The sequence below is a fragment of the Pantoea sp. X-Soil-MYKO-1289 genome, from assembly GCF_059730625.1.
Window position 1 is genome coordinate 345,220 of sequence record NZ_AP036004.1, and the last position, 20,607, is coordinate 365,826.

A 20,607-nucleotide genomic window follows, 5' to 3' on the forward strand; every position below is an offset into this window, starting at 1 on the left:
CCCAATAAAAAGAGTCTGCCCGCTGCGCTGAGACAGGCTCCAGCCATTTAGGGTAATGTCTTCGATGTCAAATCCATTCAATCCCGGCGAACTGAGCGACTTCGATTTACTGGAGCAGCGTCCCTTCGAGCAGACGGACTACGATATCCTCCGATCCTATGAGGCGGTGGTCGACGGCCTGGCGATGCTGATTGGTTCGCACTGCGAAATCGTGCTGCATTCGCTGGAAGATCTGAAGCGTTCGGCGGTGCGCATCGCCAACGGCGAGCATACCGGCCGTAAAGTGGGCTCGCCGATTACCGATCTGGCGCTGCGCATGCTGCACGATATGCACGGCGCGGACAGCAACGTTTCTCGCGCCTATTTCACCCGCGCCAAAAGCGGCGTGCTGATGAAATCGGTCACTATCGCGATACGCAACCGGCAGCAGCGCGTCATTGGGCTGTTGTGCATCAACATGAACCTCGATGTGCCGTTCTCGCAGATTATGTCGACCTTTATGCCGCCGGAGATGCATCAGGTCGATTCAAACGTGAACTTCGCCAGCTCGGTGGAAGATCTGGTGACGCAAACGCTGGAGTTCACCATCGAAGAGGTGAGCGCCGATCGCAATGTCTCTAATAACGCCAAGAATCGCCAGATCGTGCTGAACCTCTATGAGAAGGGCATCTTCGATATCAAAGACGCTATCAATCAGGTCGCGGATCGCCTCAATATCTCTAAGCACACCGTCTATCTCTATATTCGCCAGTTCAAGAACGGCGATTTTCAGGGGCAGGAGCGCTGATGCGCTACACCCTGCTGGTGACCGGTCCGGCCTACGGCACGCAGCAGGCGAGCAGCGCCTTGCTGTTCGCCCGCGCGCTGCTGGCCGCTGGTCATCAGCTGCAGAGCGTCTTTTTCTATCGCGAGGGCGTGCTGAACGCCAATGAGCTTACCGCGCCGGCCAGCGACGAGGCGGATATCGTGCGCGCCTGGCTGGAGCTGCATCAGAAGCAGGGCGTGGCGCTGAATATCTGCGTGGCCGCCGCGCTGCGCCGCGGCGTTACCGACGCCCAGGAGGCGGAGCGGCTGCAGCTGGCGGGCAGCAATCTGCAGTCGGGATTTGAACTCAGCGGCCTGGGCGCGCTGGCGGAAGCCGCGCTCGGCTGCGATCGACTGGTGCAGTTTTAATGAATCGCGTCGCGTTTGTGTTTACCCGCGCGCCGCACGGCAGCAGCGCTGGCCGCGAGGGGCTCGACGCCGCGCTGGCCACCGGCGCGCTGAGCGAGTCGATAGGGCTGTTCTTTATCGGCGACGGCGTTCTGCAACTCATGCCTGACCAGCAGCCGGAGAAGATCCTCGCGCGCAATCACGCCGCCACGTTTGGCGTGCTGGCGCTGTATGATATCGAGCAGTGCTATATCAGCCGCGAAGCGCTGTGCGAACGCGGCCTGGCGGAAGAGGGCGCGCGCGTCATGGATGTCGGTATTCTGGATGCGGCGGCGCTGCGGCAGCAGCTGGCGACCTACGATCGCATCATCACCTTTTAAGAGCGCGCTATGCTGCACACCCTGATGCATTCACCTTATTACAGCGACCTCGACACGCTGCTGCTCTTGCTGACGGCGGAAGACGATTTACTGCTGCTGCAGGACGGCGTGCTGGGCGCGCTGGAAGGCAGCAGCGCGTTGAGCCGCTTGCTGACGTCGCCCGCCACGCTGTGGGTGCTGACGGAAGACGTGATCGCGCGCGGCCTTGCTGGTCAAATTTCAGCCAAAATAAGGCCGGTAGACTATACTGGTTTCGTCGCGCTCACTGAAAAACATCGGCAGCAAATGACCTGGTAATGCGTAAAGCCTGGTTATTTCTTGACACCCTATGGGCTCAGCCCTAAAATTCTGCGTCCTCGTAGTTATACGGGGCGATTTATTACGTGTTTACGAAGCAAAAGCAAATCCAGGAGCTATTTAATGGCAACAGTTAACCAGCTGGTTCGCAAACCACGCGTACGCAAAGTTGCAAAGAGCAACGTGCCTGCGCTGGAAGCTTGCCCGCAAAAACGTGGTGTTTGTACCCGTGTGTACACCACCACTCCGAAAAAACCGAACTCCGCACTGCGTAAAGTTTGCCGTGTTCGTCTGACTAACGGTTTTGAAGTTACCTCCTATATCGGCGGTGAAGGTCATAACCTGCAGGAACACTCCGTGATCCTGATCCGTGGCGGTCGTGTTAAAGACCTGCCAGGTGTGCGTTACCACACCGTTCGTGGCGCGCTGGACTGCTCAGGTGTTAAAGACCGTAAGCAGGCTCGCTCCAAGTACGGCGTGAAGAAGCCAAAGGCTTAATGGTTCTCCGTTAAGTAAGGCCAAACGTTTTAACTTAAATGTCAAACTAAACTCGTAGAGTTTTGGACAATCCTGAATTAACAACGGAGTATTTCCATGCCACGTCGTCGCGTCATTGGTCAGCGTAAAATCCTGCCGGATCCTAAGTTCGGATCAGAGCTGCTGGCCAAATTTGTAAATATCCTGATGGTAGATGGTAAAAAATCTACTGCTGAATCAATCGTTTATACCGCGCTTGAGACCCTGGCTCAGCGTTCTGGTAAAAACGAGCTGGAAGCCTTTGAAGTAGCCCTCGAAAACGTACGTCCGACTGTCGAAGTTAAGTCACGTCGCGTTGGTGGTTCTACCTATCAGGTACCAGTTGAAGTCCGTCCGGTTCGTCGTAATGCCCTGGCAATGCGTTGGATCGTAGAAGCTGCTCGTAAACGCGGTGATAAATCTATGGCTCTCCGCCTGGCGAACGAACTTTCTGACGCTGCAGAAAACAAAGGTACTGCAGTTAAGAAACGTGAAGACGTTCACCGCATGGCAGAAGCCAACAAGGCGTTCGCTCACTACCGCTGGTAATCGCCACGTAGTTGTTGTTAAACCAGCGGGCGTGCAAAATGCTAACCCGCTGGGTTCGACTAATTTTGAACGTCCGAGAATCAGAGGAATCAAATGGCTCGTACAACACCCATTGCGCGCTACCGTAACATTGGTATCAGCGCACACATCGACGCCGGTAAAACCACGACGACCGAGCGCATCCTGTTCTACACCGGTGTTAACCACAAAATCGGTGAAGTACACGATGGCGCAGCGACCATGGACTGGATGGCGCAGGAGCAGGAGCGTGGTATTACCATCACGTCTGCAGCGACCACCGCATTCTGGTCCGGTATGGCTAAGCAGTTTGAGCCGCACCGTATCAACATCATCGACACCCCTGGACACGTTGACTTCACCATCGAAGTAGAACGTTCAATGCGTGTGCTCGATGGCGCAGTAATGGTTTACTGTGCTGTAGGTGGCGTGCAGCCGCAGTCTGAGACCGTATGGCGTCAGGCAAACAAATATAAAGTTCCGCGTATCGCGTTCGTTAACAAAATGGACCGTATGGGCGCGAACTTCCTGAAAGTTGTTGGTCAGATTGAATCCCGTCTGGGCGCGACTCCGGTTCCGCTGCAGCTGGCTATCGGCGCTGAAGAGAACTTCACCGGCGTCGTTGACCTGATCAAAATGAAAGCCATCAACTGGAACGATGCCGACCAGGGCGTTACCTTCGTTTACGAAGATATCCCGGCCGACATGCAGGAACTGGCTGAAGAGTGGCGCGGCAAGCTGATCGAAGCGGCAGCAGAAGCTTCTGAAGAGCTGATGGAGAAATTCTTCAGCGGCGAAGAGCTGAGCGAAGAAGAGATCAAAACCGCTCTGCGTCAGCGCGTACTGCGCAACGAAATCATCCTGGTTACCTGTGGTTCTGCGTTCAAGAACAAAGGTGTTCAGGCAATGCTGGATGCCGTGGTTGAATACCTGCCGGCACCGACTGACGTTCCTGCGATCAACGGTATGCTGGACGACGGTAAAGACACGCCTGCTGAGCGTCACGCTGACGACAGCGAGCCGTTCTCTGCGCTGGCGTTCAAAATCGCCAACGACCCGTTCGTGGGCAACCTGACCTTCTTCCGCGTTTACTCTGGCGTGGTTAACTCAGGTGACACCGTACTGAACTCTGTGAAATCCGCACGTGAGCGTTTCGGCCGTATCGTACAGATGCACGCCAACAAACGTGAAGAGATCAGCGAAGTTCGCGCGGGCGACATCGCGGCTGCGATCGGTCTGAAAGACGTGATCACCGGTGACACCCTGTGTGACCCGAGCAACCCGATTATCCTGGAACGCATGGAGTTCCCGGAGCCGGTAATCTCTATCGCCGTTGAGCCGAAAACCAAAGCTGACCAGGAAAAAATGGGTCTGGCTCTGGGCCGTCTGGCTAAAGAAGACCCGTCATTCCGCGTATGGACTGACGAAGAGTCTAACCAGACCATCATCGCCGGTATGGGTGAGCTGCACCTCGACATCATCGTTGACCGCATGAAGCGTGAATTCAACGTTGAAGCGAACGTGGGCAAACCGCAGGTTGCTTACCGCGAAGCGATTCGCTCTAAAGTTACCGACATCGAAGGTAAACACGCCAAGCAGTCTGGTGGTCGCGGTCAGTATGGTCATGTTGTTATCGACATGTACCCGCTGGAGCCGGGTTCAAACCCGAAAGGCTACGAATTTGTCAACGATATCAAAGGTGGTGTGATTCCTGGCGAATACATCCCTGCGGTTGACAAAGGCATCCAGGAACAGCTGAAATCTGGCCCGCTGGCAGGTTATCCGGTTGTTGATCTGGGCGTGCGTCTGCACTTCGGTTCTTACCATGACGTGGACTCCTCAGAGCTGGCGTTTAAACTGGCCGCTTCTATCGCCTTTAAAGATGGCTTTAAGAAAGCGCAGCCGGTACTGCTTGAGCCGATCATGAAGGTTGAAGTAGAGACTCCGGAAGAGAACACCGGTGACGTCATCGGTGACCTTAGCCGTCGTCGTGGTATGCTGAAAGGGCAGGAATCTAACGCTACCGGCGTTCAGATTCACGCTGAAGTTCCGCTGTCTGAAATGTTCGGATACGCGACGCAGTTGCGTTCTCTGACTAAAGGCCGTGCTTCTTACTCCATGGAGTTCCTGAAGTACGATGATGCGCCGAACAACGTCGCTCAGGCCGTTATTGAAGCTCGTAGCAAATAAGGCTACGGTTTAAAAATTGTGAACAGATGCCTTCATCAATGATGAAGGCATAACAGTAAGGATTATCGCCATGGCGAAAGAGCAATTTCAACGTAACAAACTGCACGTAAACGTGGGCACCATCGGTCACGTTGACCACGGTAAAACCACCCTGACTGCAGCAATCACCACCGTTCTGGCTAAAACCTACGGCGGCCAGGCTCGCGCATTCGACCAGATCGATAACGCGCCGGAAGAGAAAGCACGTGGTATCACCATCAACACCTCTCACGTTGAGTATGAAACCCCGTCTCGCCACTACGCGCACGTTGACTGCCCGGGCCACGCCGACTATGTGAAAAACATGATCACCGGTGCTGCGCAGATGGACGGCGCTATCCTGGTTGTTGCTGCGACTGACGGCCCGATGCCGCAGACCCGTGAGCACATCCTGCTGGGTCGTCAGGTTGGCGTTCCGTACATCATCGTGTTCCTGAACAAGTGCGACATGGTTGATGACGAAGAGCTGCTGGAACTGGTTGAGATGGAAGTCCGTGACCTGCTGTCACAGTACGACTTCCCGGGCGACGACACTCCGATCGTTCGCGGTTCTGCGCTGAAAGCACTGGAAGGCGACGCTGAGTGGGAAGCGAAGATCGTTGAGCTGGCTGGCCACCTGGATACCTACATCCCGGATCCGGTTCGCGCAATCGACCTGCCGTTCCTGCTGCCGATCGAAGACGTATTCTCAATCTCTGGCCGTGGTACCGTTGTTACCGGTCGTGTTGAGCGCGGCATCGTGAAAGTTGGCGACGAAGTTGAAATCGTGGGCATCAAAGACACCGCGAAATCAACCTGTACTGGCGTTGAAATGTTCCGCAAACTGCTGGATCAGGGTCAGGCTGGTGAGAACGTCGGCGTTCTGCTGCGTGGTATCAAGCGTGAAGAGATCGAGCGTGGCCAGGTACTGGCTAAGCCGGGCTCAATCAAGCCGCACACCACTTTCGTGTCAGAAGTTTACGTTCTGTCCAAAGAAGAAGGCGGTCGTCACACTCCGTTCTTCAAAGGCTACCGTCCGCAGTTCTACTTCCGTACAACTGACGTGACTGGCAACATCGAACTGCCGGAAGGCGTTGAGATGGTAATGCCGGGCGACAACATCAAAATGACCGTTACTCTGATCCATCCGATCGCGATGGACCAGGGTCTGCGCTTCGCAATCCGCGAAGGCGGCCGTACCGTTGGCGCGGGCGTTGTTGCTGAAGTTATCGCTTAATTGCGTTAGCCAGGTGGCCTTCGGGCCACCAGAGCAGAAAAGAGCACTTCGGTGCTCTTTTTTTATGTCTGAAGCCTGCTCAGGCCAGCTTATCCACACTAATCTTGGGTTTGAAATAAAAACGATTCTCATTTAATCTTTGATCATAAAACGATCGAGGTGAGCAGTAAATGTACGTTTGTTTGTGTAACGCCGTCAGTGACAAAACCCTTCGTGAGGCGGTTCGCCGCTATCAGCCTAAATCTATCCAGCAGCTGCGCCAGCTTGTCCCCGTCGGAAAGCAGTGCGGCAAGTGCATCCGCGTCGCGCGAGAAATCATGGAAGACGAGCTGCAAAATGTGCCGCTCTATAAAGAGATCGCCTAATCCTCCCTGGGCGCATGCCTTAATACCCACAAATTCTGTCGCGTTTTTTTGACTTCTTTTTATCCGCATCTACGCTCTAATTTAACTGGAAGCGGAGGAAGCAAAATGAAGGGCGACATTAAAATCATAAGCCATCTCAATAAATTGCTGGGAAATGAACTGGTTGCCATCAACCAGTACTTTCTTCATGCGCGGATGTTTAAAAACTGGGGTCTGATGCGCCTCAACGACACGGAGTACCATGAATCCATCGACGAGATGAAGCACGCTGATAAATATATCGAGCGCATTCTGTTTCTGGAGGGGATTCCCAATCTGCAGGATTTAGGGCGGCTGCGGATTGGCGAAGATGTAGAGGAGATGCTGCGCTCGGATCTCCAGCTAGAGCTGGAAGGAGCGAAAGACCTGCGTGAAGCAATTGCTTACGCCGACAAGGTGCATGACTACGTCAGCCGCGACATGATGATCGAAATTCTCGCGGATGAAGAGCACCATATCGACTGGATTGAAACCGAACTCGATCTCATCAACAAGCTGGGCATCCAGAACTACCTGCAGGCGCAAATCCGGGAAAGAGACGAAGAGTAGACTAGCTGTGAAACACACCCAGTAGAGCCCGTTTTCGCTGGCAGATAGCGAAAACGGGCTTGTCTCTTTTACCTTATCCGGATGCCCACTCCCGCCTTTACTCCGCTTCGCCACCTGCCGCCGCGATAATACCGCCATAAAATAAGGTTAAAAACAGAACACGGGTTGCTTCCTGAGCAGATTTACGTATAATGCGCGGGCTTGCCAATATTAGCAGGCGCGATTCGAGCAGAATCGCAGGCGGCAGCATGTTAGGTCGCCTGACAATACTCCCAATTGTGGAGTTATATGCTGAACGATTACACTCTCCCATCAATCGTAATGGGTGCGAGTAGTAATTTTTTTCGTCTATAAAAAGTTTGGAGCTCTGGTCTCATGCAGAACCAAAGAATCCGTATCCGTCTTAAAGCGTTTGATCATCGTCTGATCGATCAATCAACCGCGGAAATCGTTGAGACCGCCAAGCGCACTGGTGCGCAGGTTCGTGGTCCGATCCCGCTGCCGACTCGCAAAGAGCGCTTCACCGTTCTGATCTCTCCGCACGTTAACAAAGATGCGCGCGATCAGTACGAAATCCGCACTCACAAGCGTCTGGTAGACATCGTTGAGCCAACTGAAAAAACCGTTGATGCTCTGATGCGTCTGGATCTGGCTGCCGGTGTAGACGTGCAGATCAGCCTGGGTTAATCAGGTCATCGAGCGATTGAGAGGTTGATACAATGATTGGTTTAGTCGGTAAAAAAGTGGGCATGACCCGCGTCTTCACTGAAGACGGCGTTTCAATCCCAGTAACCGTAATCGAAGTTGAAGCAAACCGCGTTACTCAGGTCAAAGGCCTGGAGAACGATGGTTACCAGGCAATCCAGGTTACCACCGGTGCGAAAAAAGCGAACCGTGTGACCAAACCTGAAGCTGGTCATTTTGCTAAAGCTGGCGTTGAAGCCGGCCGTGGCCTGTGGGAATTCCGCACCGCTGAAGGTGAAGAGTACTCAGTTGGTCAGAGCATCAGTGTTGAAATTTTCGCTGACGTTAAAAAAGTAGACGTAACCGGTACCTCTAAAGGTAAAGGTTTCGCAGGTACCGTTAAGCGCTGGAACTTCCGTACCCAGGACGCTACCCACGGTAACTCCCTTTCTCACCGCGTTCCGGGTTCTATCGGTCAGAACCAGACTCCGGGCAAAGTGTTCAAAGGCAAGAAAATGGCAGGTCAGCTGGGTAATGAGCGCGTAACCGTTCAGAGCCTGGATGTGGTACGTGTTGACGCTGAGCGCAACCTGCTGCTGGTGAAAGGTGCTGTCCCGGGTGCGACCGGCAGCGACCTGATCGTTAAACCAGCTGTGAAGGCGTAAGGGGATAGCAATGGAATTAGTACTGAAAGACGCGCAGAGCGCGCTGACTGTTTCCGAAACTACCTTCGGTCGTGATTTCAACGAAGCGCTGGTTCACCAGGTTGTTGTTGCTTACGCTGCAGGCGCCCGTCAGGGTACCCGCGCGCAGAAAACGCGTGCTGAAGTAACTGGTTCGGGCAAAAAGCCCTGGCGCCAGAAAGGCACCGGCCGTGCGCGTTCAGGTTCTGTAAAGAGCCCGATCTGGCGTTCAGGTGGCGTGACCTTCGCTGCGCGTCCGCAGGACCACAGTCAAAAAGTTAACAAAAAGATGTACCGCGGCGCGCTGAAAAGCATCCTGTCCGAACTGGTACGTCAAGATCGTCTGATCGTTGTCGAGACGTTCTCTGTAGAAGCGCCGAAAACCAAGCTGCTGGTACAGAAACTGAAAGACATGGCGCTGGAAGACGTGCTGATCATCACCGGTGAACTGGATGAGAATCTGTTCCTGGCTGCCCGCAACCTGTACAAGGTTGACGTGCGCGATGCAGCGGGTATCGACCCAGTTAGCCTGATCGCCTTCGACAAAGTCGTTATGACTGCTGATGCAGTTAAGCAAGTTGAGGAGATGCTGGCATGATCCGTGAAGAACGTCTGCTGAAAGTACTGCGCGCGCCGCACGTATCTGAAAAAGCGTCTGCTGCGATGGAAAAAACCAACACCATCGTTCTCAAAGTTGCTAAAGACGCGACCAAAGCAGAGATCGTTGCTGCTGTTGAAAAACTGTTCGAAGTAGAAGTTAAAGACGTGAACACCCTGGTTGTTAAAGGGAAAACTAAGCGTCACGGACAGCGTATCGGTCGTCGCAGCGACTGGAAAAAAGCTTACGTCACCCTGAAGGAAGGCCAGAACCTGGACTTCGTCGGCGGCGCTGAGTAAGTCGGAGGAGAAAGACAATGGCAGTTGTTAAATGTAAACCGACATCTCCGGGTCGTCGCCACGTCGTTAAAGTGGTAAACCCTGAGCTGCACAAGGGCAAACCTTTTGCCCCGCTGATCGAAAAGAACAGCAAATCCGGTGGTCGTAACAACAATGGTCGTATCACTACCCGTCATATCGGTGGTGGTCACAAGCAGGCTTACCGTATTGTTGACTTTAAACGCAACAAAGACGGTATCCCGGCAGTTGTTGAGCGTCTTGAGTACGATCCGAACCGTTCTGCGAACATCGCACTGGTTCTGTACAAAGACGGCGAGCGCCGTTATATCCTGGCCCCTAAAGGCCTGAAAGCCGGCGACCAGATTCAGTCTGGCGTTGATGCTGCGATCAAAGCAGGCAACACCCTGCCGATGCGTAACATCCCGGTGGGTTCTACCGTGCACAACGTAGAAATGAAGCCGGGCAAAGGCGGTCAGATCGCTCGCTCTGCTGGCGCTTACGTGCAGATCGTTGCGCGTGAAGGCTCCTACGTTACCCTGCGTCTGCGTTCAGGCGAAATGCGTAAAATCGAAGCTGATTGCCGCGCAACCCTGGGCGAAGTCGGCAACGCTGAGCATATGCTGCGCGTTCTGGGTAAAGCTGGTGCAACTCGCTGGCGTGGTGTTCGTCCGACCGTTCGCGGTACCGCGATGAACCCAGTCGATCACCCGCACGGTGGTGGTGAAGGTCGTAACTTTGGTAAGCACCCGGTAACTCCGTGGGGCGTTCAGACCAAAGGTAAGAAGACCCGTAGCAACAAGCGTACTGATAAATTTATCGTACGTCGCCGTAGCAAATAATTTTAGAGGATAAGCCATGCCACGTTCTCTCAAGAAAGGTCCTTTTATTGACCTGCACTTGCTGAAGAAGGTAGAGAAAGCGGTGGAAAGCGGAGACAAGAAGCCCCTGCGCACCTGGTCCCGTCGTTCAACGATCTTCCCTAACATGATCGGTTTGACCATCGCTGTCCATAATGGTCGTCAGCACGTTCCTGTCTTTGTTTCCGACGAAATGGTCGGCCACAAGCTGGGTGAATTTGCACCGACACGTACTTATCGCGGCCACGCTGCTGATAAGAAAGCCAAGAAGAAATAAGTAGGAGGAAGAGATGGAAACTATTGCTCAACATCGCCATGCTCGTTCTTCTGCTCAGAAGGTTCGCCTTGTTGCTGACCTGATTCGCGGTAAGAAAGTGTCGCAGGCTCTGGATATTCTGACCTACACCAACAAGAAAGCGGCTGTACTGGTTAAGAAGGTCCTGGAATCTGCCATTGCTAACGCCGAACACAACGATGGCGCTGATATCGACGATCTGAAAGTCGCGAAAATTTTCGTAGACGAAGGCCCGAGCATGAAGCGCATTATGCCGCGTGCTAAAGGTCGTGCAGATCGCATCCTGAAGCGCACCAGCCACATTACTGTGGTTGTGTCCGATCGCTGAGACTCTGGAGACTAGCAATGGGTCAGAAAGTACATCCTAATGGTATTCGCCTGGGTATTGTAAAACCATGGAACTCTACCTGGTTTGCGAACACCAAAGAATTCGCTGACAACCTGGACAGCGATTTTAAAGTTCGTCAGTTCCTGACTAAAGAACTGGCAAAAGCGTCTGTATCCCGCATCGTTATCGAGCGTCCGGCTAAGAGCATCCGTGTGACCATTCACACCGCTCGCCCGGGTATCGTTATCGGTAAAAAGGGTGAAGACGTAGAGAAACTGCGCACGGTCGTCGCGAACATCGCTGGCGTACCTGCACAGATCAATATCGCCGAAGTCCGTAAACCGGAACTGGACGCGAAACTGGTTGCTGACAGCATCACTTCACAGCTGGAGCGTCGCGTGATGTTCCGTCGTGCGATGAAGCGCGCTGTTCAGAACGCCATGCGTCTGGGCGCTAAAGGTATCAAAGTTGAAGTTAGCGGCCGTCTGGGTGGCGCTGAGATCGCACGTACCGAATGGTACCGTGAAGGTCGCGTACCGCTGCACACTCTGCGTGCTGACATTGACTACAACACCTCTGAAGCGCACACCACTTATGGTGTAATCGGCGTTAAGGTATGGATCTTCAAAGGCGAGATCCTGGGTGGTATGGCTGCTGTTGAACAACCGGAACCGGCTGCTCAACCTAAAAAGCAGCAGCGTAAAGGCCGTAAGTAAGGAGAGTCGCTGATGTTACAACCAAAGCGTACAAAATTCCGTAAAGTGCACAAAGGCCGCAACCGCGGTCTGGCGCAGGGTACGGATGTTAGCTTCGGTACTTTCGGTCTGAAAGCTGTTGGCCGTGGTCGTCTGACTGCTCGTCAGATCGAAGCAGCACGTCGTGCTATGACCCGTGCAGTTAAGCGTCAAGGTAAGATCTGGATCCGTGTATTCCCGGACAAACCGATCACCGAGAAGCCGCTGGAAGTGCGTATGGGTAAAGGTAAGGGTAACGTGGAGTATTGGGTTGCCCTGATTCAGCCTGGTAAAGTCCTGTATGAAATGGACGGCGTACCAGAAGAGCTGGCCCGTGAAGCCTTCAAGCTGGCAGCAGCAAAACTGCCTATCAAAACCACCTTTGTTACTAAGACGGTGATGTAATGAAAGCAACAGAGCTGCGTGAAAAAAGCGTTGAAGAGCTGAACACTGAGCTGCTTAATCTGCTGCGTGAGCAATTTAACCTGCGCATGCAGGCAGCATCTGGCCAACTGCAGCAGACCCATCTGCTGAAACAGGTTCGCCGTGATGTTGCACGCGTTAAGACTTTACTGACTGAGAAGGCGGGTGCGTAATGACCGATAAAATCCGTACTCTGCAAGGTCGTGTTGTTAGTGACAAAATGCAGAAATCTGCAGTTGTCGCTATCGAGCGTTTCGTGAAACACCCGATCTACGGTAAATTCATTAAGCGTACGACTAAGCTGCACATCCATGACGAGAACAACGAATGCGGTATTGGTGACGTGGTTGAAATCCGCGAAACCCGTCCGCTGTCCAAGACCAAATCCTGGACTCTGGTTCGCGTCATCGAGAAAGCCGTTCTGTAACAGGAACTGCTTTTTCTGAAGAAACCCTCTGCTTCGGCAGAGGGTTTTTTTTTGCCCTTAATCTGCCTACGCTATCGACACTGGTCAAAATATCATCTGCTGACTTGTTCATAATAATCGAGCTTGTATGGCGGCAACGATGCCGCGTATTGGTTCAACATGGACAGGATGAATAGTGTGAAAAAGGAAACACCGGACCGCCTGCGTCGGTTTTTACTCACCGTGCCGCTGCTGGCAGCCATCCCTTCTGTTAGCGTGGCGAAAAAAGAGACGATACTATCGACCCTTCACTCACCGCAGCAAAAGGGCAATGGGATGCAACGGACTCTGTTATTAAAAAATGCTGAGAGGGTCGTCTGTATGGATGATGCGCGACGCGAAATTCGCAACAGCAGCATCTACATAAAAGGCGATAAAATTGAGGCGGTCGGCTCCGCAGACGAGCTGCCGCAAAGCGCAGACGAGATTATCGACCTGCGCGGGCACATCGTGGTGCCGGGCCTGATCAATACGCATCATCATATGTATCAAAGCCTCACCCGCGTCGTGCCGTCGGTGCAAAACGGCGAGTTGTTCAACTGGCTAACGCATCTCTATCCCATCTGGCAGAAGCTGACGCCGGAAATGATACATGTCTCAACGCAGACGGCGATGGCTGAACTGATGCTCTCCGGCTGCACCACTACCAGCGATCACCTGTACGTCTATCCCAACGGCTGCCGGCTCGACGACAGTATCGCGGCCGCAGCGGAAATGGGCATGCGCTTTCATGCCAGCCGCGGCAGCATGAGCGTCGGTCAGAAGCAGGGCGGCCTGCCGCCGGATAGCCTGGTAGAGAAAGAGGCCGCTATCCTGGAAGATACGCAACGCGTTATCGAGCGCTATCACGACAGCCGTCGCGGCGCCATGCTACGCATCGTCGTCGCGCCCTGTTCTCCGTTCTCGGTCAGCCGCGAGCTAATGAAAGAATCCGCGTCGCTGGCTCGCCGCTACAACGTCTCAATGCATACCCACCTGGCGGAGAACGACAGCGATATCCGCTACAGCCGCGAGAAGTTCAATATGACGCCGGCGCAGTATGTCGAGGATCTCGGCTGGGTAGGGCACGACGTCTGGCATGCGCACTGCGTGAAGCTTGACGATCACGGCATCGCGCTGTTTGCGCGCACCGGCACCGGCGTGGCGCACTGTCCCTGCTCCAATATGCGTCTCGCCTCCGGCATCGCGCCGATCCGGCATATGTGCGACGCGGGCGTTAACGTCGGGCTAGGGGTCGACGGCTCCGCCTCTAACGACAGTTCCGACATGATCGGCGAAGCGCGTCAGGCGATGTTGCTGCAGCGGGTCGGCTTTGGCCCTGACGCAATGAGCGCGCGTCAGGCGCTGGAGCTGGCGACGCGGGGCGGGGCGAAGGTGCTGAACCGCGATGACATAGGCGTCATTGCGCCCGGTATGCAGGCGGACCTGGCGGTCTTCGACCTGAACCGGCTCGGGCTGGCCGGGGCAGGGCACGATCCGGTCGCGGCGCTGGTCTTCTGTAATCCGGGTCAGGTGGCCTATAGCGTTATCAATGGGAAAGTAGTGGTGCGCAAGGGCGAATTGACGGTTATCGACCTGCCGAACGTGCTTCATCGCCATAACCAGCTGGCCGCGCAGCTGATGGCCTAAAGGCGCTAAACAGGGAGACAAGGGCGAGTGTCGAAAAATAAGGCAGATTACATTTGCTACTGCTGAGACTATTCCCTAGAATACGCCCTCCCTGTTATCAGGGAAAATAAGCGGCTCCATTGCTGAGCCGTTCATTTTTTCTACCCATCTGTGAGAACCGGTGTTATAATGCCGCGCCCTCAAATATGGGGCTTTCTAACGACCTGAATTTTGGGTCCCGAAGTAGTAGTTGACATTAGCGGAGCACTAAAATGATCCAAGAACAGACTATGCTGAACGTCGCCGACAACTCCGGTGCACGTCGCGTAATGTGTATCAAGGTTCTGGGTGGCTCGCACCGTCGCTACGCAGGCGTCGGCGATATCATCAAAGTTACCATCAAGGAAGCAATTCCGCGTGGTAAGGTGAAAAAAGGTGATGTCCTGAAGGCGGTAGTGGTGCGCACCAGGAAGGGTGTTCGTCGCCCGGACGGTTCTGTCATTCGCTTCGATGGTAACGCATGCGTTATTTTGAACAATAACAGCGAGCAGCCAATCGGAACACGTATTTTTGGGCCGGTAACTCGTGAACTTCGTACTGAAAAGTTCATGAAAATTATCTCTCTGGCACCAGAAGTACTCTAAGGAGCGAACAATGGCAGCGAAAATCCGTCGTAACGACGAAGTTATCGTGCTGACCGGCAAAGATAAAGGTAAGCGCGGTAAAGTTAAGAATGTCCTGTCTTCTGGCAAGGTCATCGTTGAAGGCATCAACCTGGTTAAGAAACACCAGAAGCCGGTTCCGGCTCTGAACCAACCAGGTGGCATCGTTGAAAAAGAAGCCGCTATTCAGGTTTCCAACGTTGCGCTTTTCAATGCGGCAACCGGCAAGGCTGACCGTGTAGGCTTTAGATTCGAAGACGGCAAAAAAGTCCGTTTCTTCAAGTCTAACAGCGAAACTATCAAGTAATTTGGAGTAGTACGATGGCGAAACTGCATGATTACTACAAAGACGAAGTAGTCCAGAAACTCATGACAGAGTTTGGCTACACTTCTGTCATGCAAGTCCCTCGGGTCGAGAAGATCACCCTGAACATGGGTGTTGGTGAAGCGATCGCTGACAAGAAACTGCTGGAAAACGCAGCAGCTGACCTGGCAGCAATCTCCGGTCAAAAACCGCTGGTCACCAAAGCACGCAAATCAGTTGCAGGCTTCAAAATCCGTCAGGGCTATCCGATCGGCTGTAAAGTAACTCTGCGCGGCGAGCGCATGTGGGAGTTCTTTGAGCGTCTGATCACCATTGCTGTACCGCGTATCCGCGACTTCCGTGGTTTGTCCGCGAAGTCTTTCGACGGTCGTGGCAACTACAGCATGGGCGTTCGTGAGCAGATCATCTTCCCAGAAATCGACTACGACAAAGTCGATCGCGTTCGTGGTTTGGATATCACCATTACCACTACTGCGAAATCTGATGATGAAGGCCGTGCTCTGCTGACTGCCTTTGACTTCCCGTTCCGCAAGTAAGGTAGGGTTACTTAATGGCTAAGCAATCAATGAAAGCACGCGAAGTTAAGCGTGTGAAATTAGCAGACAAATTCTTCGCAAAACGCGCTGAACTGAAAGCGATCATTTCTGATGTGAACGCAACCGACGAAGATCGTTGGAACGCTGTTCTCAAGCTGCAGACTCTGCCGCGTGATTCCAGCCCGTCTCGTCAGCGTAACCGCTGCCGTCAAACAGGTCGTCCGCACGGTTTCCTGCGGAAGTTCGGGTTGAGCCGTATCAAGGTCCGTGAAGCCGCTATGCGCGGTGAAATCCCGGGTCTGAAAAAGGCTAGCTGGTAATTGTCACCAATTGAATCACGGGAGTAAAGACAGATGAGCATGCAAGATCCGATCGCGGATATGCTGACCCGTATCCGTAACGGTCAGGCCGCGAACAAAGCTGCGGTCACCATGCCTTCCTCCAAGCTGAAAGTGGCAATTGCCAACGTGCTGAAGGAAGAAGGTTATATTGAAGATTTCAAAATCGAAGGCGACATCAAGCCGGAACTGGAACTGACTCTTAAGTATTTCCAGGGTAAAGCTGTTGTAGAAAGCATTCAGCGTGTCAGCCGCCCAGGTCTGCGCATCTATAAGAAAAAAGATGAGCTGCCGAAAGTTATGGCGGGATTAGGTATTGCTGTTATTTCTACCTCTAAAGGTGTCATGACTGATCGTGCAGCACGCCAGGCTGGTCTTGGCGGCGAAATTATCTGCTACGTAGCGTAATCGGAGGAAACTATGTCTCGTGTTGCTAAAGCACCTGTCGTTGTTCCTGCCGGCGTAGAGGTAAAACTCGACGGTCAGGTAATTTCGATTAAAGGTAAAAACGGCGAGCTGACTCGTACTATCAATAATGCCGTAGAAGTTAAGCATGCTGACAATGCACTGACCTTCGCTCCGCGCGACGGTTTTGCAAACGGCTGGGCGCAGGCGGGTACCGCTCGTGCGCTGCTGAACGGCATGGTTATCGGTGTTACCGAAGGCTTCACTAAGAAGCTGCAGCTGGTTGGTGTTGGTTATCGTGCTGCCGTCAAAGGCAACGTGGTTAACCTGTCACTGGGTTTTTCTCACCCGGTTGATCATCAGCTGCCCGCGGGTATCTCTGCAGAATGTCCGACTCAGACTGAAATCGTGCTGAAAGGCGCTGATAAACAACTGATCGGCCAGGTTGCAGCTGACTTGCGCGCCTACCGTCGTCCTGAGCCTTACAAAGGCAAGGGTGTCCGTTACGCCGACGAAGTCGTGCGTATCAAAGAGGCTAAGAAGAAGTAAGGTAACACTATGGATAAGAAATCTGCTCGTATCCGTCGTGCGACCCGTGCACGTCGCAAGCTCAAAGAGCTGGGTGCTACTCGCCTGGTGGTACATCGTACCCCGCGTCACATTTACGCACAGGTGATCGCCCCGAACGGTTCCGAAGTTCTGGTTGCTGCTTCTACTGTAGAAAAAGCTATCTCTGAACAACTGAAGTACACCGGCAACAAAGATGCAGCTGCCGCAGTAGGTAAAGCTATTGCAGAGCGCGCTATCGAAAAAGGCATCAAAGATGTTTCTTTCGACCGTTCCGGTTTCCAATATCATGGTCGTGTCCAGGCACTGGCAGATGCTGCTCGTGAAGCTGGCCTTCAGTTCTAAGGTAGAGGTCTAGGATGTCACACATCGAGAAACAAGCTGGCGAACTGCAGGAAAAACTGATCGCGGTAAACCGTGTTTCTAAAACTGTGAAAGGTGGTCGTATCTTTTCCTTCACCGCACTGACTGTAGTGGGTGATGGTAACGGCCGCGTTGGTTTTGGTTACGGTAAAGCGCGCGAAGTTCCGGCAGCGATCCAGAAAGCGATGGAAAAAGCCCGTCGCAACATGATTAATGTCGCGCTGAACAACGGCACCCTGCAGCACCCGGTTAAAGGTGCGCACACGGGTTCCCGCGTGTTCATGCAGCCGGCTTCTGAAGGTACCGGTATCATCGCCGGCGGTGCAATGCGCGCCGTTCTGGAAGTCGCTGGAGTTCATAACGTTCTGGCTAAAGCCTATGGTTCCACCAACCCGATCAACGTGGTTCGTGCAACTATCGACGGCCTGGAAAATATGAATTCTCCAGAAATGGTCGCTGCCAAGCGTGGTAAATCCGTTGAAGAAATTCTGGGGTAATCACGATGGCTAAGACTATTAAAATCACTCAAACCCGTAGCTCAATCGGCCGCCTGCCTAAGCACAAAGCCACTCTGGTTGGTCTGGGTCTGCGTCGTATTGGCCACACCGTTGAGCGTGAAGACACGCCGGCAGTACGCGGTATGGTCAACGCGATCTCTTACATGCTGAAAGTAGAGGAGTAACAGATGCGTTTAAATACTCTGTCTCCGGCCGAAGGCTCTAAGCACGCGTCTAAGCGTCTGGGTCGTGGTATCGGTTCTGGCCTCGGCAAAACCGGTGGTCGTGGTCACAAAGGTCAGAACTCTCGTTCTGGCGGTGGCGTACGTCGCGGTTTCGAGGGTGGTCAGATGCCTCTGTACCGTCGTCTGCCGAAATTCGGCTTCACCTCGCGCAAATCATTCGTGACTGCAGAAGTGCGTCTGTCTGATCTGGCGAAAGTGGAAGGCGGTATCGTTGACCTGAGCACGCTGAAAGCAGCCAACATTATCGGTGTTCAGATCGAATTCGCGAAAGTGATTCTGTCTGGTGAAGTTTCTGCACCGGTAACGGTTCGCGGTCTGCGTGTCACCAAAGGTGCTCGTGCTGCAATCGAAGCTGCTGGCGGTAAAATCGAGGAATAAGTAGCAGATGGCTAAACAACCGGGATTAGATTTTCAAAGTGCCAAAGGTGGATTTGGTGAACTGAAACGCAGACTGCTGTTTGTAATCGGTGCACTGATTGTCTTCCGAATTGGCTCTTTCATTCCGATCCCTGGTATTGATGCCGCTGTACTTGCCAAACTGCTTGAGCAACAGCGTGGCACCATCATTGAAATGTTCAACATGTTCTCTGGTGGTGCTCTCAGCCGTGCTTCAATCTTCGCGCTGGGTATTATGCCGTATATTTCGGCCTCTATTATTATCCAGCTGCTGACGGTGGTTCATCCAGCGTTAGCGGAGATTAAGAAGGAAGGGGAGGCTGGCCGTCGTAAGATTAGCCAGTACACCCGCTACGGTACGTTGGTATTGGCGATATTTCAGTCAATCGGTATTGCTACCGGTTTACCGAATATGCCTGGAATGCAGGGCCTGGTATTAAATCCAGGCTTTGCCTTCTACTTTACCGCTGTTGTGAGTCTGGTCACCGGGACTATGTTCCTGATGTGGCTGGGCGAACAGATTACTGAACGAGGTATCGGCAACGGTATTTCGATCATTATCTTCGCGGGTATTGTTGCGGGACTTCCGCCGGCCATTGGCCATACCATCGAGCAAGCGCGGCAAGGCGACCTGCACTTCCTCCTGTTGCTGTTGGTTGCAGTTCTCGTATTTGCAGTGACCTTCTTCGTTGTTTTCGTTGAGCGTGGCCAGCGCCGCATTGTGGTGAACTATGCGAAACGTCAGCAAGGTCGTCGTGTATACGCTGCACAGAGCACACATTTACCGTTGAAAGTGAACATGGCGGGTGTTATTCCGGCCATCTTTGCTTCCAGCATTATTCTGTTCCCCGCGACGATAGCATCCTGGTTCGGGGGCGGTACCGGTTGGAACTGGCTGACAACAATTTCGCTGTATTTGCAGCCAGGACAGCCGCTATATGTGCTACTCTATGCGACTGCAATCATCTTCTTCTGCTTTTTCTACACGGCGTTGGTTTTCAACCCGCGCGAAACGGCAGATAACCTGAAGAAGTCTGGTGCATTCGTACCGGGAATTCGTCCGGGAGAGCAAACGGCGAAGTATATCGATAAAGTAATGACGCGTTTGACCTTAATCGGCGCACTGTACATTACTTTTATTTGCCTGATCCCGGAGTTCATGCGTGATGCGATGAAAGTTCCCTTCTACTTTGGCGGTACATCACTGCTCATCGTAGTGGTCGTCATCATGGACTTTATGGCTCAAGTGCAAACTCTGATGATGTCTAGTCAGTACGAGTCTGCATTGAAGAAAGCAAACCTGAAGGGCTACGGCCGTTAATTCAGGCGCTTGAGAAGTTACGGAGAGTAAAAATGAAAGTTCGTGCTTCCGTCAAGAAATTATGTCGTAACTGCAAAATCATCCGTCGCGACGGTGTCGTACGTGTGATTTGCAGCGCCGAGCCTAAGCATAAACAGCGCCAGGGCTGATTTTTTCACATATTTTTCTTGCAAAGTCGGGTTGAGCTGGCTAGATTAGCCAGCCAATCTTTTGTATGTCAATGCGTTTCCATTTGAGTATCCTGAAAACGGGCTTTTCAGCATGGGGCGCATTTATTTAATTATAGGAGTGCATAGTGGCCCGTATAGCAGGCATTAACATTCCTGATCATAAACACACCGTTATCGCATTAACTTCGATTTTCGGTATCGGCAAGACCCGTTCTAAAGCCATTTGCGCTGCAACGGGTATCGCTGAAGATGTTAAGATCAGTGAGCTGTCTGAAGAACAAATTGATCAGCTGCGTGATGCGGTTGGTAAATTCGTTGTTGAAGGTGATCTGCGCCGTGAAATCACCCTGAGCATCAAGCGTCTGATGGACCTTGGTTGCTACCGTGGTTTGCGCCATCGTCGTGGTCTGCCAGTACGCGGTCAGCGTACTAAGACCAATGCACGTACCCGTAAGGGTCCGCGCAAACCGATCAAGAAATAATCGGGGTGAGTAAAT

Annotated in this window: 36 protein-coding genes; 35 read left to right on the forward strand and 1 reads right to left on the reverse strand. The window is 53.1% G+C overall.

What is annotated here, in order from left to right; genetic code table 11:
* Positions 1–64: 64 nt before the first annotated feature.
* The 10 genes from AC6I7Z_RS01585 (at position 65) to bfr (ending at position 7,310) form a co-directional block, all read left to right on the forward strand.
* The gene (locus AC6I7Z_RS01585) at positions 65–787 is read left to right on the forward strand and encodes a helix-turn-helix transcriptional regulator (RefSeq protein WP_033792553.1); all 723 of its coding nucleotides are present in this window, start codon (positions 65–67) and stop codon (positions 785–787) included.
* The gene (gene tusD, locus AC6I7Z_RS01590; RefSeq protein ID WP_497812935.1) at positions 787–1,173 is read left to right on the forward strand and encodes a sulfurtransferase complex subunit TusD; all 387 of its coding nucleotides are present in this window, start codon (positions 787–789) and stop codon (positions 1,171–1,173) included. Before AC6I7Z_RS01585 ends, tusD begins: the two co-directional genes overlap by 1 nt.
* Positions 1,173–1,532: a sulfurtransferase complex subunit TusC gene (tusC, locus tag AC6I7Z_RS01595; RefSeq protein WP_497812936.1), complete on the forward strand. Its 360-nt coding sequence runs from the start codon at positions 1,173–1,175 to the stop codon at positions 1,530–1,532. The genes tusD and tusC overlap by 1 nt, the downstream gene beginning before the upstream one ends.
* A gap of 9 nt (positions 1,533–1,541) precedes the next feature.
* A complete protein-coding gene (gene tusB / locus AC6I7Z_RS01600) occupies positions 1,542–1,829 on the forward strand; it encodes a sulfurtransferase complex subunit TusB (protein ID WP_033752993.1) in 288 nt (95 codons plus the stop codon).
* 123 nt (positions 1,830–1,952) lie between these two features.
* Positions 1,953–2,327 (forward strand): 30S ribosomal protein S12, encoded by a 375-nt coding sequence (rpsL, locus tag AC6I7Z_RS01605; RefSeq protein ID WP_003852912.1) that lies wholly within the window; start codon positions 1,953–1,955, stop codon positions 2,325–2,327.
* Positions 2,328–2,423: 96 nt separating this feature from the next.
* Positions 2,424–2,894, forward strand: coding sequence for a 30S ribosomal protein S7 (gene rpsG, locus AC6I7Z_RS01610; protein ID WP_013510774.1), 471 nt, complete (start codon positions 2,424–2,426; stop codon positions 2,892–2,894).
* Between the two features lie 93 nt (positions 2,895–2,987).
* On the forward strand, positions 2,988–5,102 hold the full coding sequence (gene fusA / locus AC6I7Z_RS01615) for an elongation factor G (RefSeq protein ID WP_033752983.1): 2,115 nt from the start codon (positions 2,988–2,990) through the stop codon (positions 5,100–5,102).
* 70 nt (positions 5,103–5,172) lie between these two features.
* Positions 5,173–6,357: an elongation factor Tu gene (tuf, locus tag AC6I7Z_RS01620; protein ID WP_033752981.1), complete on the forward strand. Its 1,185-nt coding sequence runs from the start codon at positions 5,173–5,175 to the stop codon at positions 6,355–6,357.
* 170 nt (positions 6,358–6,527) lie between these two features.
* Positions 6,528–6,722 (forward strand): bacterioferritin-associated ferredoxin, encoded by a 195-nt coding sequence (bfd, locus tag AC6I7Z_RS01625; RefSeq protein ID WP_033752979.1) that lies wholly within the window; start codon positions 6,528–6,530, stop codon positions 6,720–6,722.
* 105 nt (positions 6,723–6,827) lie between these two features.
* Positions 6,828–7,310, forward strand: coding sequence for a bacterioferritin (gene bfr / locus AC6I7Z_RS01630; RefSeq protein WP_033752977.1), 483 nt, complete (start codon positions 6,828–6,830; stop codon positions 7,308–7,310).
* Between the two features lie 97 nt (positions 7,311–7,407).
* Here bfr and AC6I7Z_RS01635 read toward each other — a convergent pair whose 3' ends face one another.
* Entirely contained in the window at positions 7,408–7,560 is a 153-nt protein-coding gene (locus AC6I7Z_RS01635) for a hypothetical protein (protein ID WP_497812937.1), read from the reverse strand.
* A 125-nt stretch (positions 7,561–7,685) separates the two neighbouring features.
* Here AC6I7Z_RS01635 and rpsJ point away from each other — a divergent pair, with 125 nt between their 5' ends.
* The 25 genes from rpsJ to rpsM all read left to right on the forward strand — a co-directional run bounded on the left by rpsJ (position 7,686) and on the right by rpsM (position 20,592).
* The gene (gene rpsJ / locus AC6I7Z_RS01640) at positions 7,686–7,997 is read left to right on the forward strand and encodes a 30S ribosomal protein S10 (protein WP_001181005.1); all 312 of its coding nucleotides are present in this window, start codon (positions 7,686–7,688) and stop codon (positions 7,995–7,997) included.
* A gap of 32 nt (positions 7,998–8,029) precedes the next feature.
* Positions 8,030–8,659 (forward strand): 50S ribosomal protein L3, encoded by a 630-nt coding sequence (rplC, locus tag AC6I7Z_RS01645; RefSeq protein WP_033792404.1) that lies wholly within the window; start codon positions 8,030–8,032, stop codon positions 8,657–8,659.
* Between the two features lie 10 nt (positions 8,660–8,669).
* Positions 8,670–9,275, forward strand: coding sequence for a 50S ribosomal protein L4 (gene rplD / locus AC6I7Z_RS01650; protein ID WP_033752971.1), 606 nt, complete (start codon positions 8,670–8,672; stop codon positions 9,273–9,275).
* Positions 9,272–9,574 carry a 50S ribosomal protein L23 gene (rplW, locus tag AC6I7Z_RS01655; protein ID WP_033752969.1) on the forward strand — a complete coding sequence of 101 codons (303 nt, stop codon included), beginning with the start codon at positions 9,272–9,274 and terminating at the stop codon, positions 9,572–9,574. Before rplD ends, rplW begins: the two co-directional genes overlap by 4 nt.
* A 17-nt stretch (positions 9,575–9,591) precedes the next feature.
* On the forward strand, positions 9,592–10,413 hold the full coding sequence (gene rplB, locus AC6I7Z_RS01660) for a 50S ribosomal protein L2 (protein WP_033752967.1): 822 nt from the start codon (positions 9,592–9,594) through the stop codon (positions 10,411–10,413).
* A 16-nt stretch (positions 10,414–10,429) separates the two neighbouring features.
* Entirely contained in the window at positions 10,430–10,708 is a 279-nt protein-coding gene (rpsS, locus tag AC6I7Z_RS01665; RefSeq protein ID WP_001138115.1) for a 30S ribosomal protein S19, read from the forward strand.
* A 13-nt stretch (positions 10,709–10,721) separates the two neighbouring features.
* Entirely contained in the window at positions 10,722–11,054 is a 333-nt protein-coding gene (gene rplV, locus AC6I7Z_RS01670) for a 50S ribosomal protein L22 (RefSeq protein WP_007891659.1), read from the forward strand.
* A gap of 17 nt (positions 11,055–11,071) precedes the next feature.
* Positions 11,072–11,770: a 30S ribosomal protein S3 gene (rpsC, locus tag AC6I7Z_RS01675; protein WP_009087585.1), complete on the forward strand. Its 699-nt coding sequence runs from the start codon at positions 11,072–11,074 to the stop codon at positions 11,768–11,770.
* 12 nt (positions 11,771–11,782) lie between these two features.
* Positions 11,783–12,193: a 50S ribosomal protein L16 gene (gene rplP, locus AC6I7Z_RS01680; RefSeq protein WP_002438716.1), complete on the forward strand. Its 411-nt coding sequence runs from the start codon at positions 11,783–11,785 to the stop codon at positions 12,191–12,193.
* Positions 12,193–12,384: a 50S ribosomal protein L29 gene (gene rpmC / locus AC6I7Z_RS01685; RefSeq protein WP_025902044.1), complete on the forward strand. Its 192-nt coding sequence runs from the start codon at positions 12,193–12,195 to the stop codon at positions 12,382–12,384. The genes rplP and rpmC overlap by 1 nt, the downstream gene beginning before the upstream one ends.
* A complete protein-coding gene (rpsQ, locus tag AC6I7Z_RS01690) occupies positions 12,384–12,638 on the forward strand; it encodes a 30S ribosomal protein S17 (protein WP_033752951.1) in 255 nt (84 codons plus the stop codon). The genes rpmC and rpsQ overlap by 1 nt, the downstream gene beginning before the upstream one ends.
* A 315-nt stretch (positions 12,639–12,953) precedes the next feature.
* The gene (locus AC6I7Z_RS01695; protein ID WP_497815379.1) at positions 12,954–14,306 is read left to right on the forward strand and encodes an 8-oxoguanine deaminase; all 1,353 of its coding nucleotides are present in this window, start codon (positions 12,954–12,956) and stop codon (positions 14,304–14,306) included.
* Positions 14,307–14,557: 251 nt separating this feature from the next.
* Entirely contained in the window at positions 14,558–14,929 is a 372-nt protein-coding gene (gene rplN, locus AC6I7Z_RS01700; RefSeq protein ID WP_006120590.1) for a 50S ribosomal protein L14, read from the forward strand.
* A 10-nt stretch (positions 14,930–14,939) separates the two neighbouring features.
* Entirely contained in the window at positions 14,940–15,254 is a 315-nt protein-coding gene (rplX, locus tag AC6I7Z_RS01705) for a 50S ribosomal protein L24 (RefSeq protein ID WP_003850150.1), read from the forward strand.
* A 14-nt stretch (positions 15,255–15,268) separates the two neighbouring features.
* Complete coding sequence (rplE, locus tag AC6I7Z_RS01710) at positions 15,269–15,808, forward strand: 50S ribosomal protein L5 (protein WP_033752947.1); 540 nt, start codon at positions 15,269–15,271, stop codon at positions 15,806–15,808.
* 14 nt (positions 15,809–15,822) lie between these two features.
* Positions 15,823–16,128 (forward strand): 30S ribosomal protein S14, encoded by a 306-nt coding sequence (rpsN, locus tag AC6I7Z_RS01715; protein ID WP_033752945.1) that lies wholly within the window; start codon positions 15,823–15,825, stop codon positions 16,126–16,128.
* Between the two features lie 33 nt (positions 16,129–16,161).
* Positions 16,162–16,554: a 30S ribosomal protein S8 gene (gene rpsH / locus AC6I7Z_RS01720; RefSeq protein WP_033752943.1), complete on the forward strand. Its 393-nt coding sequence runs from the start codon at positions 16,162–16,164 to the stop codon at positions 16,552–16,554.
* 12 nt (positions 16,555–16,566) lie between these two features.
* Positions 16,567–17,100, forward strand: a complete 534-nt coding sequence (gene rplF / locus AC6I7Z_RS01725; RefSeq protein WP_033752942.1) for a 50S ribosomal protein L6 — start codon at positions 16,567–16,569, stop codon at positions 17,098–17,100.
* 9 nt (positions 17,101–17,109) lie between these two features.
* A complete protein-coding gene (gene rplR, locus AC6I7Z_RS01730) occupies positions 17,110–17,463 on the forward strand; it encodes a 50S ribosomal protein L18 (RefSeq protein WP_033752941.1) in 354 nt (117 codons plus the stop codon).
* Positions 17,464–17,477: 14 nt separating this feature from the next.
* Positions 17,478–17,978 carry a 30S ribosomal protein S5 gene (gene rpsE / locus AC6I7Z_RS01735; RefSeq protein ID WP_033752940.1) on the forward strand — a complete coding sequence of 167 codons (501 nt, stop codon included), beginning with the start codon at positions 17,478–17,480 and terminating at the stop codon, positions 17,976–17,978.
* A 5-nt stretch (positions 17,979–17,983) separates the two neighbouring features.
* Positions 17,984–18,163, forward strand: a complete 180-nt coding sequence (gene rpmD / locus AC6I7Z_RS01740) for a 50S ribosomal protein L30 (protein ID WP_021186404.1) — start codon at positions 17,984–17,986, stop codon at positions 18,161–18,163.
* A gap of 3 nt (positions 18,164–18,166) precedes the next feature.
* A complete protein-coding gene (rplO, locus tag AC6I7Z_RS01745) occupies positions 18,167–18,601 on the forward strand; it encodes a 50S ribosomal protein L15 (RefSeq protein ID WP_033752938.1) in 435 nt (144 codons plus the stop codon).
* Positions 18,602–18,608: 7 nt separating this feature from the next.
* A complete protein-coding gene (gene secY / locus AC6I7Z_RS01750; RefSeq protein ID WP_033752936.1) occupies positions 18,609–19,940 on the forward strand; it encodes a preprotein translocase subunit SecY in 1,332 nt (443 codons plus the stop codon).
* 32 nt (positions 19,941–19,972) lie between these two features.
* Positions 19,973–20,089, forward strand: coding sequence for a 50S ribosomal protein L36 (gene rpmJ, locus AC6I7Z_RS01755; protein WP_004160566.1), 117 nt, complete (start codon positions 19,973–19,975; stop codon positions 20,087–20,089).
* Between the two features lie 146 nt (positions 20,090–20,235).
* Positions 20,236–20,592, forward strand: a complete 357-nt coding sequence (gene rpsM / locus AC6I7Z_RS01760; RefSeq protein ID WP_033752934.1) for a 30S ribosomal protein S13 — start codon at positions 20,236–20,238, stop codon at positions 20,590–20,592.
* Positions 20,593–20,607 lie beyond the last annotated feature (15 nt).

Excerpts from the sequence above, each read along its gene's own strand:
- AC6I7Z_RS01585 (WP_033792553.1), top strand. The coding sequence starts at position 65 with ATGTCAAATCCATTCAATCCCGGCGAACTGAGCGACTTCGATTTACTG.
- tusD (WP_497812935.1), top strand. The coding sequence starts at position 787 with ATGCGCTACACCCTGCTGGTGACCGGTCCGGCCTACGGCACGCAGCAG.
- tusC (WP_497812936.1), top strand. The coding sequence starts at position 1,173 with ATGAATCGCGTCGCGTTTGTGTTTACCCGCGCGCCGCACGGCAGCAGC.
- tusB (WP_033752993.1), top strand. The coding sequence starts at position 1,542 with ATGCTGCACACCCTGATGCATTCACCTTATTACAGCGACCTCGACACG.
- rpsL (WP_003852912.1), top strand. The coding sequence starts at position 1,953 with ATGGCAACAGTTAACCAGCTGGTTCGCAAACCACGCGTACGCAAAGTT.
- rpsG (WP_013510774.1), top strand. The coding sequence starts at position 2,424 with ATGCCACGTCGTCGCGTCATTGGTCAGCGTAAAATCCTGCCGGATCCT.
- fusA (WP_033752983.1), top strand. The coding sequence starts at position 2,988 with ATGGCTCGTACAACACCCATTGCGCGCTACCGTAACATTGGTATCAGC.
- tuf (WP_033752981.1), top strand. The coding sequence starts at position 5,173 with ATGGCGAAAGAGCAATTTCAACGTAACAAACTGCACGTAAACGTGGGC.
- bfd (WP_033752979.1), top strand. The coding sequence starts at position 6,528 with ATGTACGTTTGTTTGTGTAACGCCGTCAGTGACAAAACCCTTCGTGAG.
- bfr (WP_033752977.1), top strand. The coding sequence starts at position 6,828 with ATGAAGGGCGACATTAAAATCATAAGCCATCTCAATAAATTGCTGGGA.
- AC6I7Z_RS01635 (WP_497812937.1), bottom strand. The coding sequence starts at position 7,560 with ATGCTGCCGCCTGCGATTCTGCTCGAATCGCGCCTGCTAATATTGGCA.
- rpsJ (WP_001181005.1), top strand. The coding sequence starts at position 7,686 with ATGCAGAACCAAAGAATCCGTATCCGTCTTAAAGCGTTTGATCATCGT.
- rplC (WP_033792404.1), top strand. The coding sequence starts at position 8,030 with ATGATTGGTTTAGTCGGTAAAAAAGTGGGCATGACCCGCGTCTTCACT.
- rplD (WP_033752971.1), top strand. The coding sequence starts at position 8,670 with ATGGAATTAGTACTGAAAGACGCGCAGAGCGCGCTGACTGTTTCCGAA.
- rplW (WP_033752969.1), top strand. The coding sequence starts at position 9,272 with ATGATCCGTGAAGAACGTCTGCTGAAAGTACTGCGCGCGCCGCACGTA.
- rplB (WP_033752967.1), top strand. The coding sequence starts at position 9,592 with ATGGCAGTTGTTAAATGTAAACCGACATCTCCGGGTCGTCGCCACGTC.
- rpsS (WP_001138115.1), top strand. The coding sequence starts at position 10,430 with ATGCCACGTTCTCTCAAGAAAGGTCCTTTTATTGACCTGCACTTGCTG.
- rplV (WP_007891659.1), top strand. The coding sequence starts at position 10,722 with ATGGAAACTATTGCTCAACATCGCCATGCTCGTTCTTCTGCTCAGAAG.
- rpsC (WP_009087585.1), top strand. The coding sequence starts at position 11,072 with ATGGGTCAGAAAGTACATCCTAATGGTATTCGCCTGGGTATTGTAAAA.
- rplP (WP_002438716.1), top strand. The coding sequence starts at position 11,783 with ATGTTACAACCAAAGCGTACAAAATTCCGTAAAGTGCACAAAGGCCGC.
- rpmC (WP_025902044.1), top strand. The coding sequence starts at position 12,193 with ATGAAAGCAACAGAGCTGCGTGAAAAAAGCGTTGAAGAGCTGAACACT.
- rpsQ (WP_033752951.1), top strand. The coding sequence starts at position 12,384 with ATGACCGATAAAATCCGTACTCTGCAAGGTCGTGTTGTTAGTGACAAA.
- AC6I7Z_RS01695 (WP_497815379.1), top strand. The coding sequence starts at position 12,954 with ATGCAACGGACTCTGTTATTAAAAAATGCTGAGAGGGTCGTCTGTATG.
- rplN (WP_006120590.1), top strand. The coding sequence starts at position 14,558 with ATGATCCAAGAACAGACTATGCTGAACGTCGCCGACAACTCCGGTGCA.
- rplX (WP_003850150.1), top strand. The coding sequence starts at position 14,940 with ATGGCAGCGAAAATCCGTCGTAACGACGAAGTTATCGTGCTGACCGGC.
- rplE (WP_033752947.1), top strand. The coding sequence starts at position 15,269 with ATGGCGAAACTGCATGATTACTACAAAGACGAAGTAGTCCAGAAACTC.
- rpsN (WP_033752945.1), top strand. The coding sequence starts at position 15,823 with ATGGCTAAGCAATCAATGAAAGCACGCGAAGTTAAGCGTGTGAAATTA.
- rpsH (WP_033752943.1), top strand. The coding sequence starts at position 16,162 with ATGAGCATGCAAGATCCGATCGCGGATATGCTGACCCGTATCCGTAAC.
- rplF (WP_033752942.1), top strand. The coding sequence starts at position 16,567 with ATGTCTCGTGTTGCTAAAGCACCTGTCGTTGTTCCTGCCGGCGTAGAG.
- rplR (WP_033752941.1), top strand. The coding sequence starts at position 17,110 with ATGGATAAGAAATCTGCTCGTATCCGTCGTGCGACCCGTGCACGTCGC.
- rpsE (WP_033752940.1), top strand. The coding sequence starts at position 17,478 with ATGTCACACATCGAGAAACAAGCTGGCGAACTGCAGGAAAAACTGATC.
- rpmD (WP_021186404.1), top strand. The coding sequence starts at position 17,984 with ATGGCTAAGACTATTAAAATCACTCAAACCCGTAGCTCAATCGGCCGC.
- rplO (WP_033752938.1), top strand. The coding sequence starts at position 18,167 with ATGCGTTTAAATACTCTGTCTCCGGCCGAAGGCTCTAAGCACGCGTCT.
- secY (WP_033752936.1), top strand. The coding sequence starts at position 18,609 with ATGGCTAAACAACCGGGATTAGATTTTCAAAGTGCCAAAGGTGGATTT.
- rpmJ (WP_004160566.1), top strand. The coding sequence starts at position 19,973 with ATGAAAGTTCGTGCTTCCGTCAAGAAATTATGTCGTAACTGCAAAATC.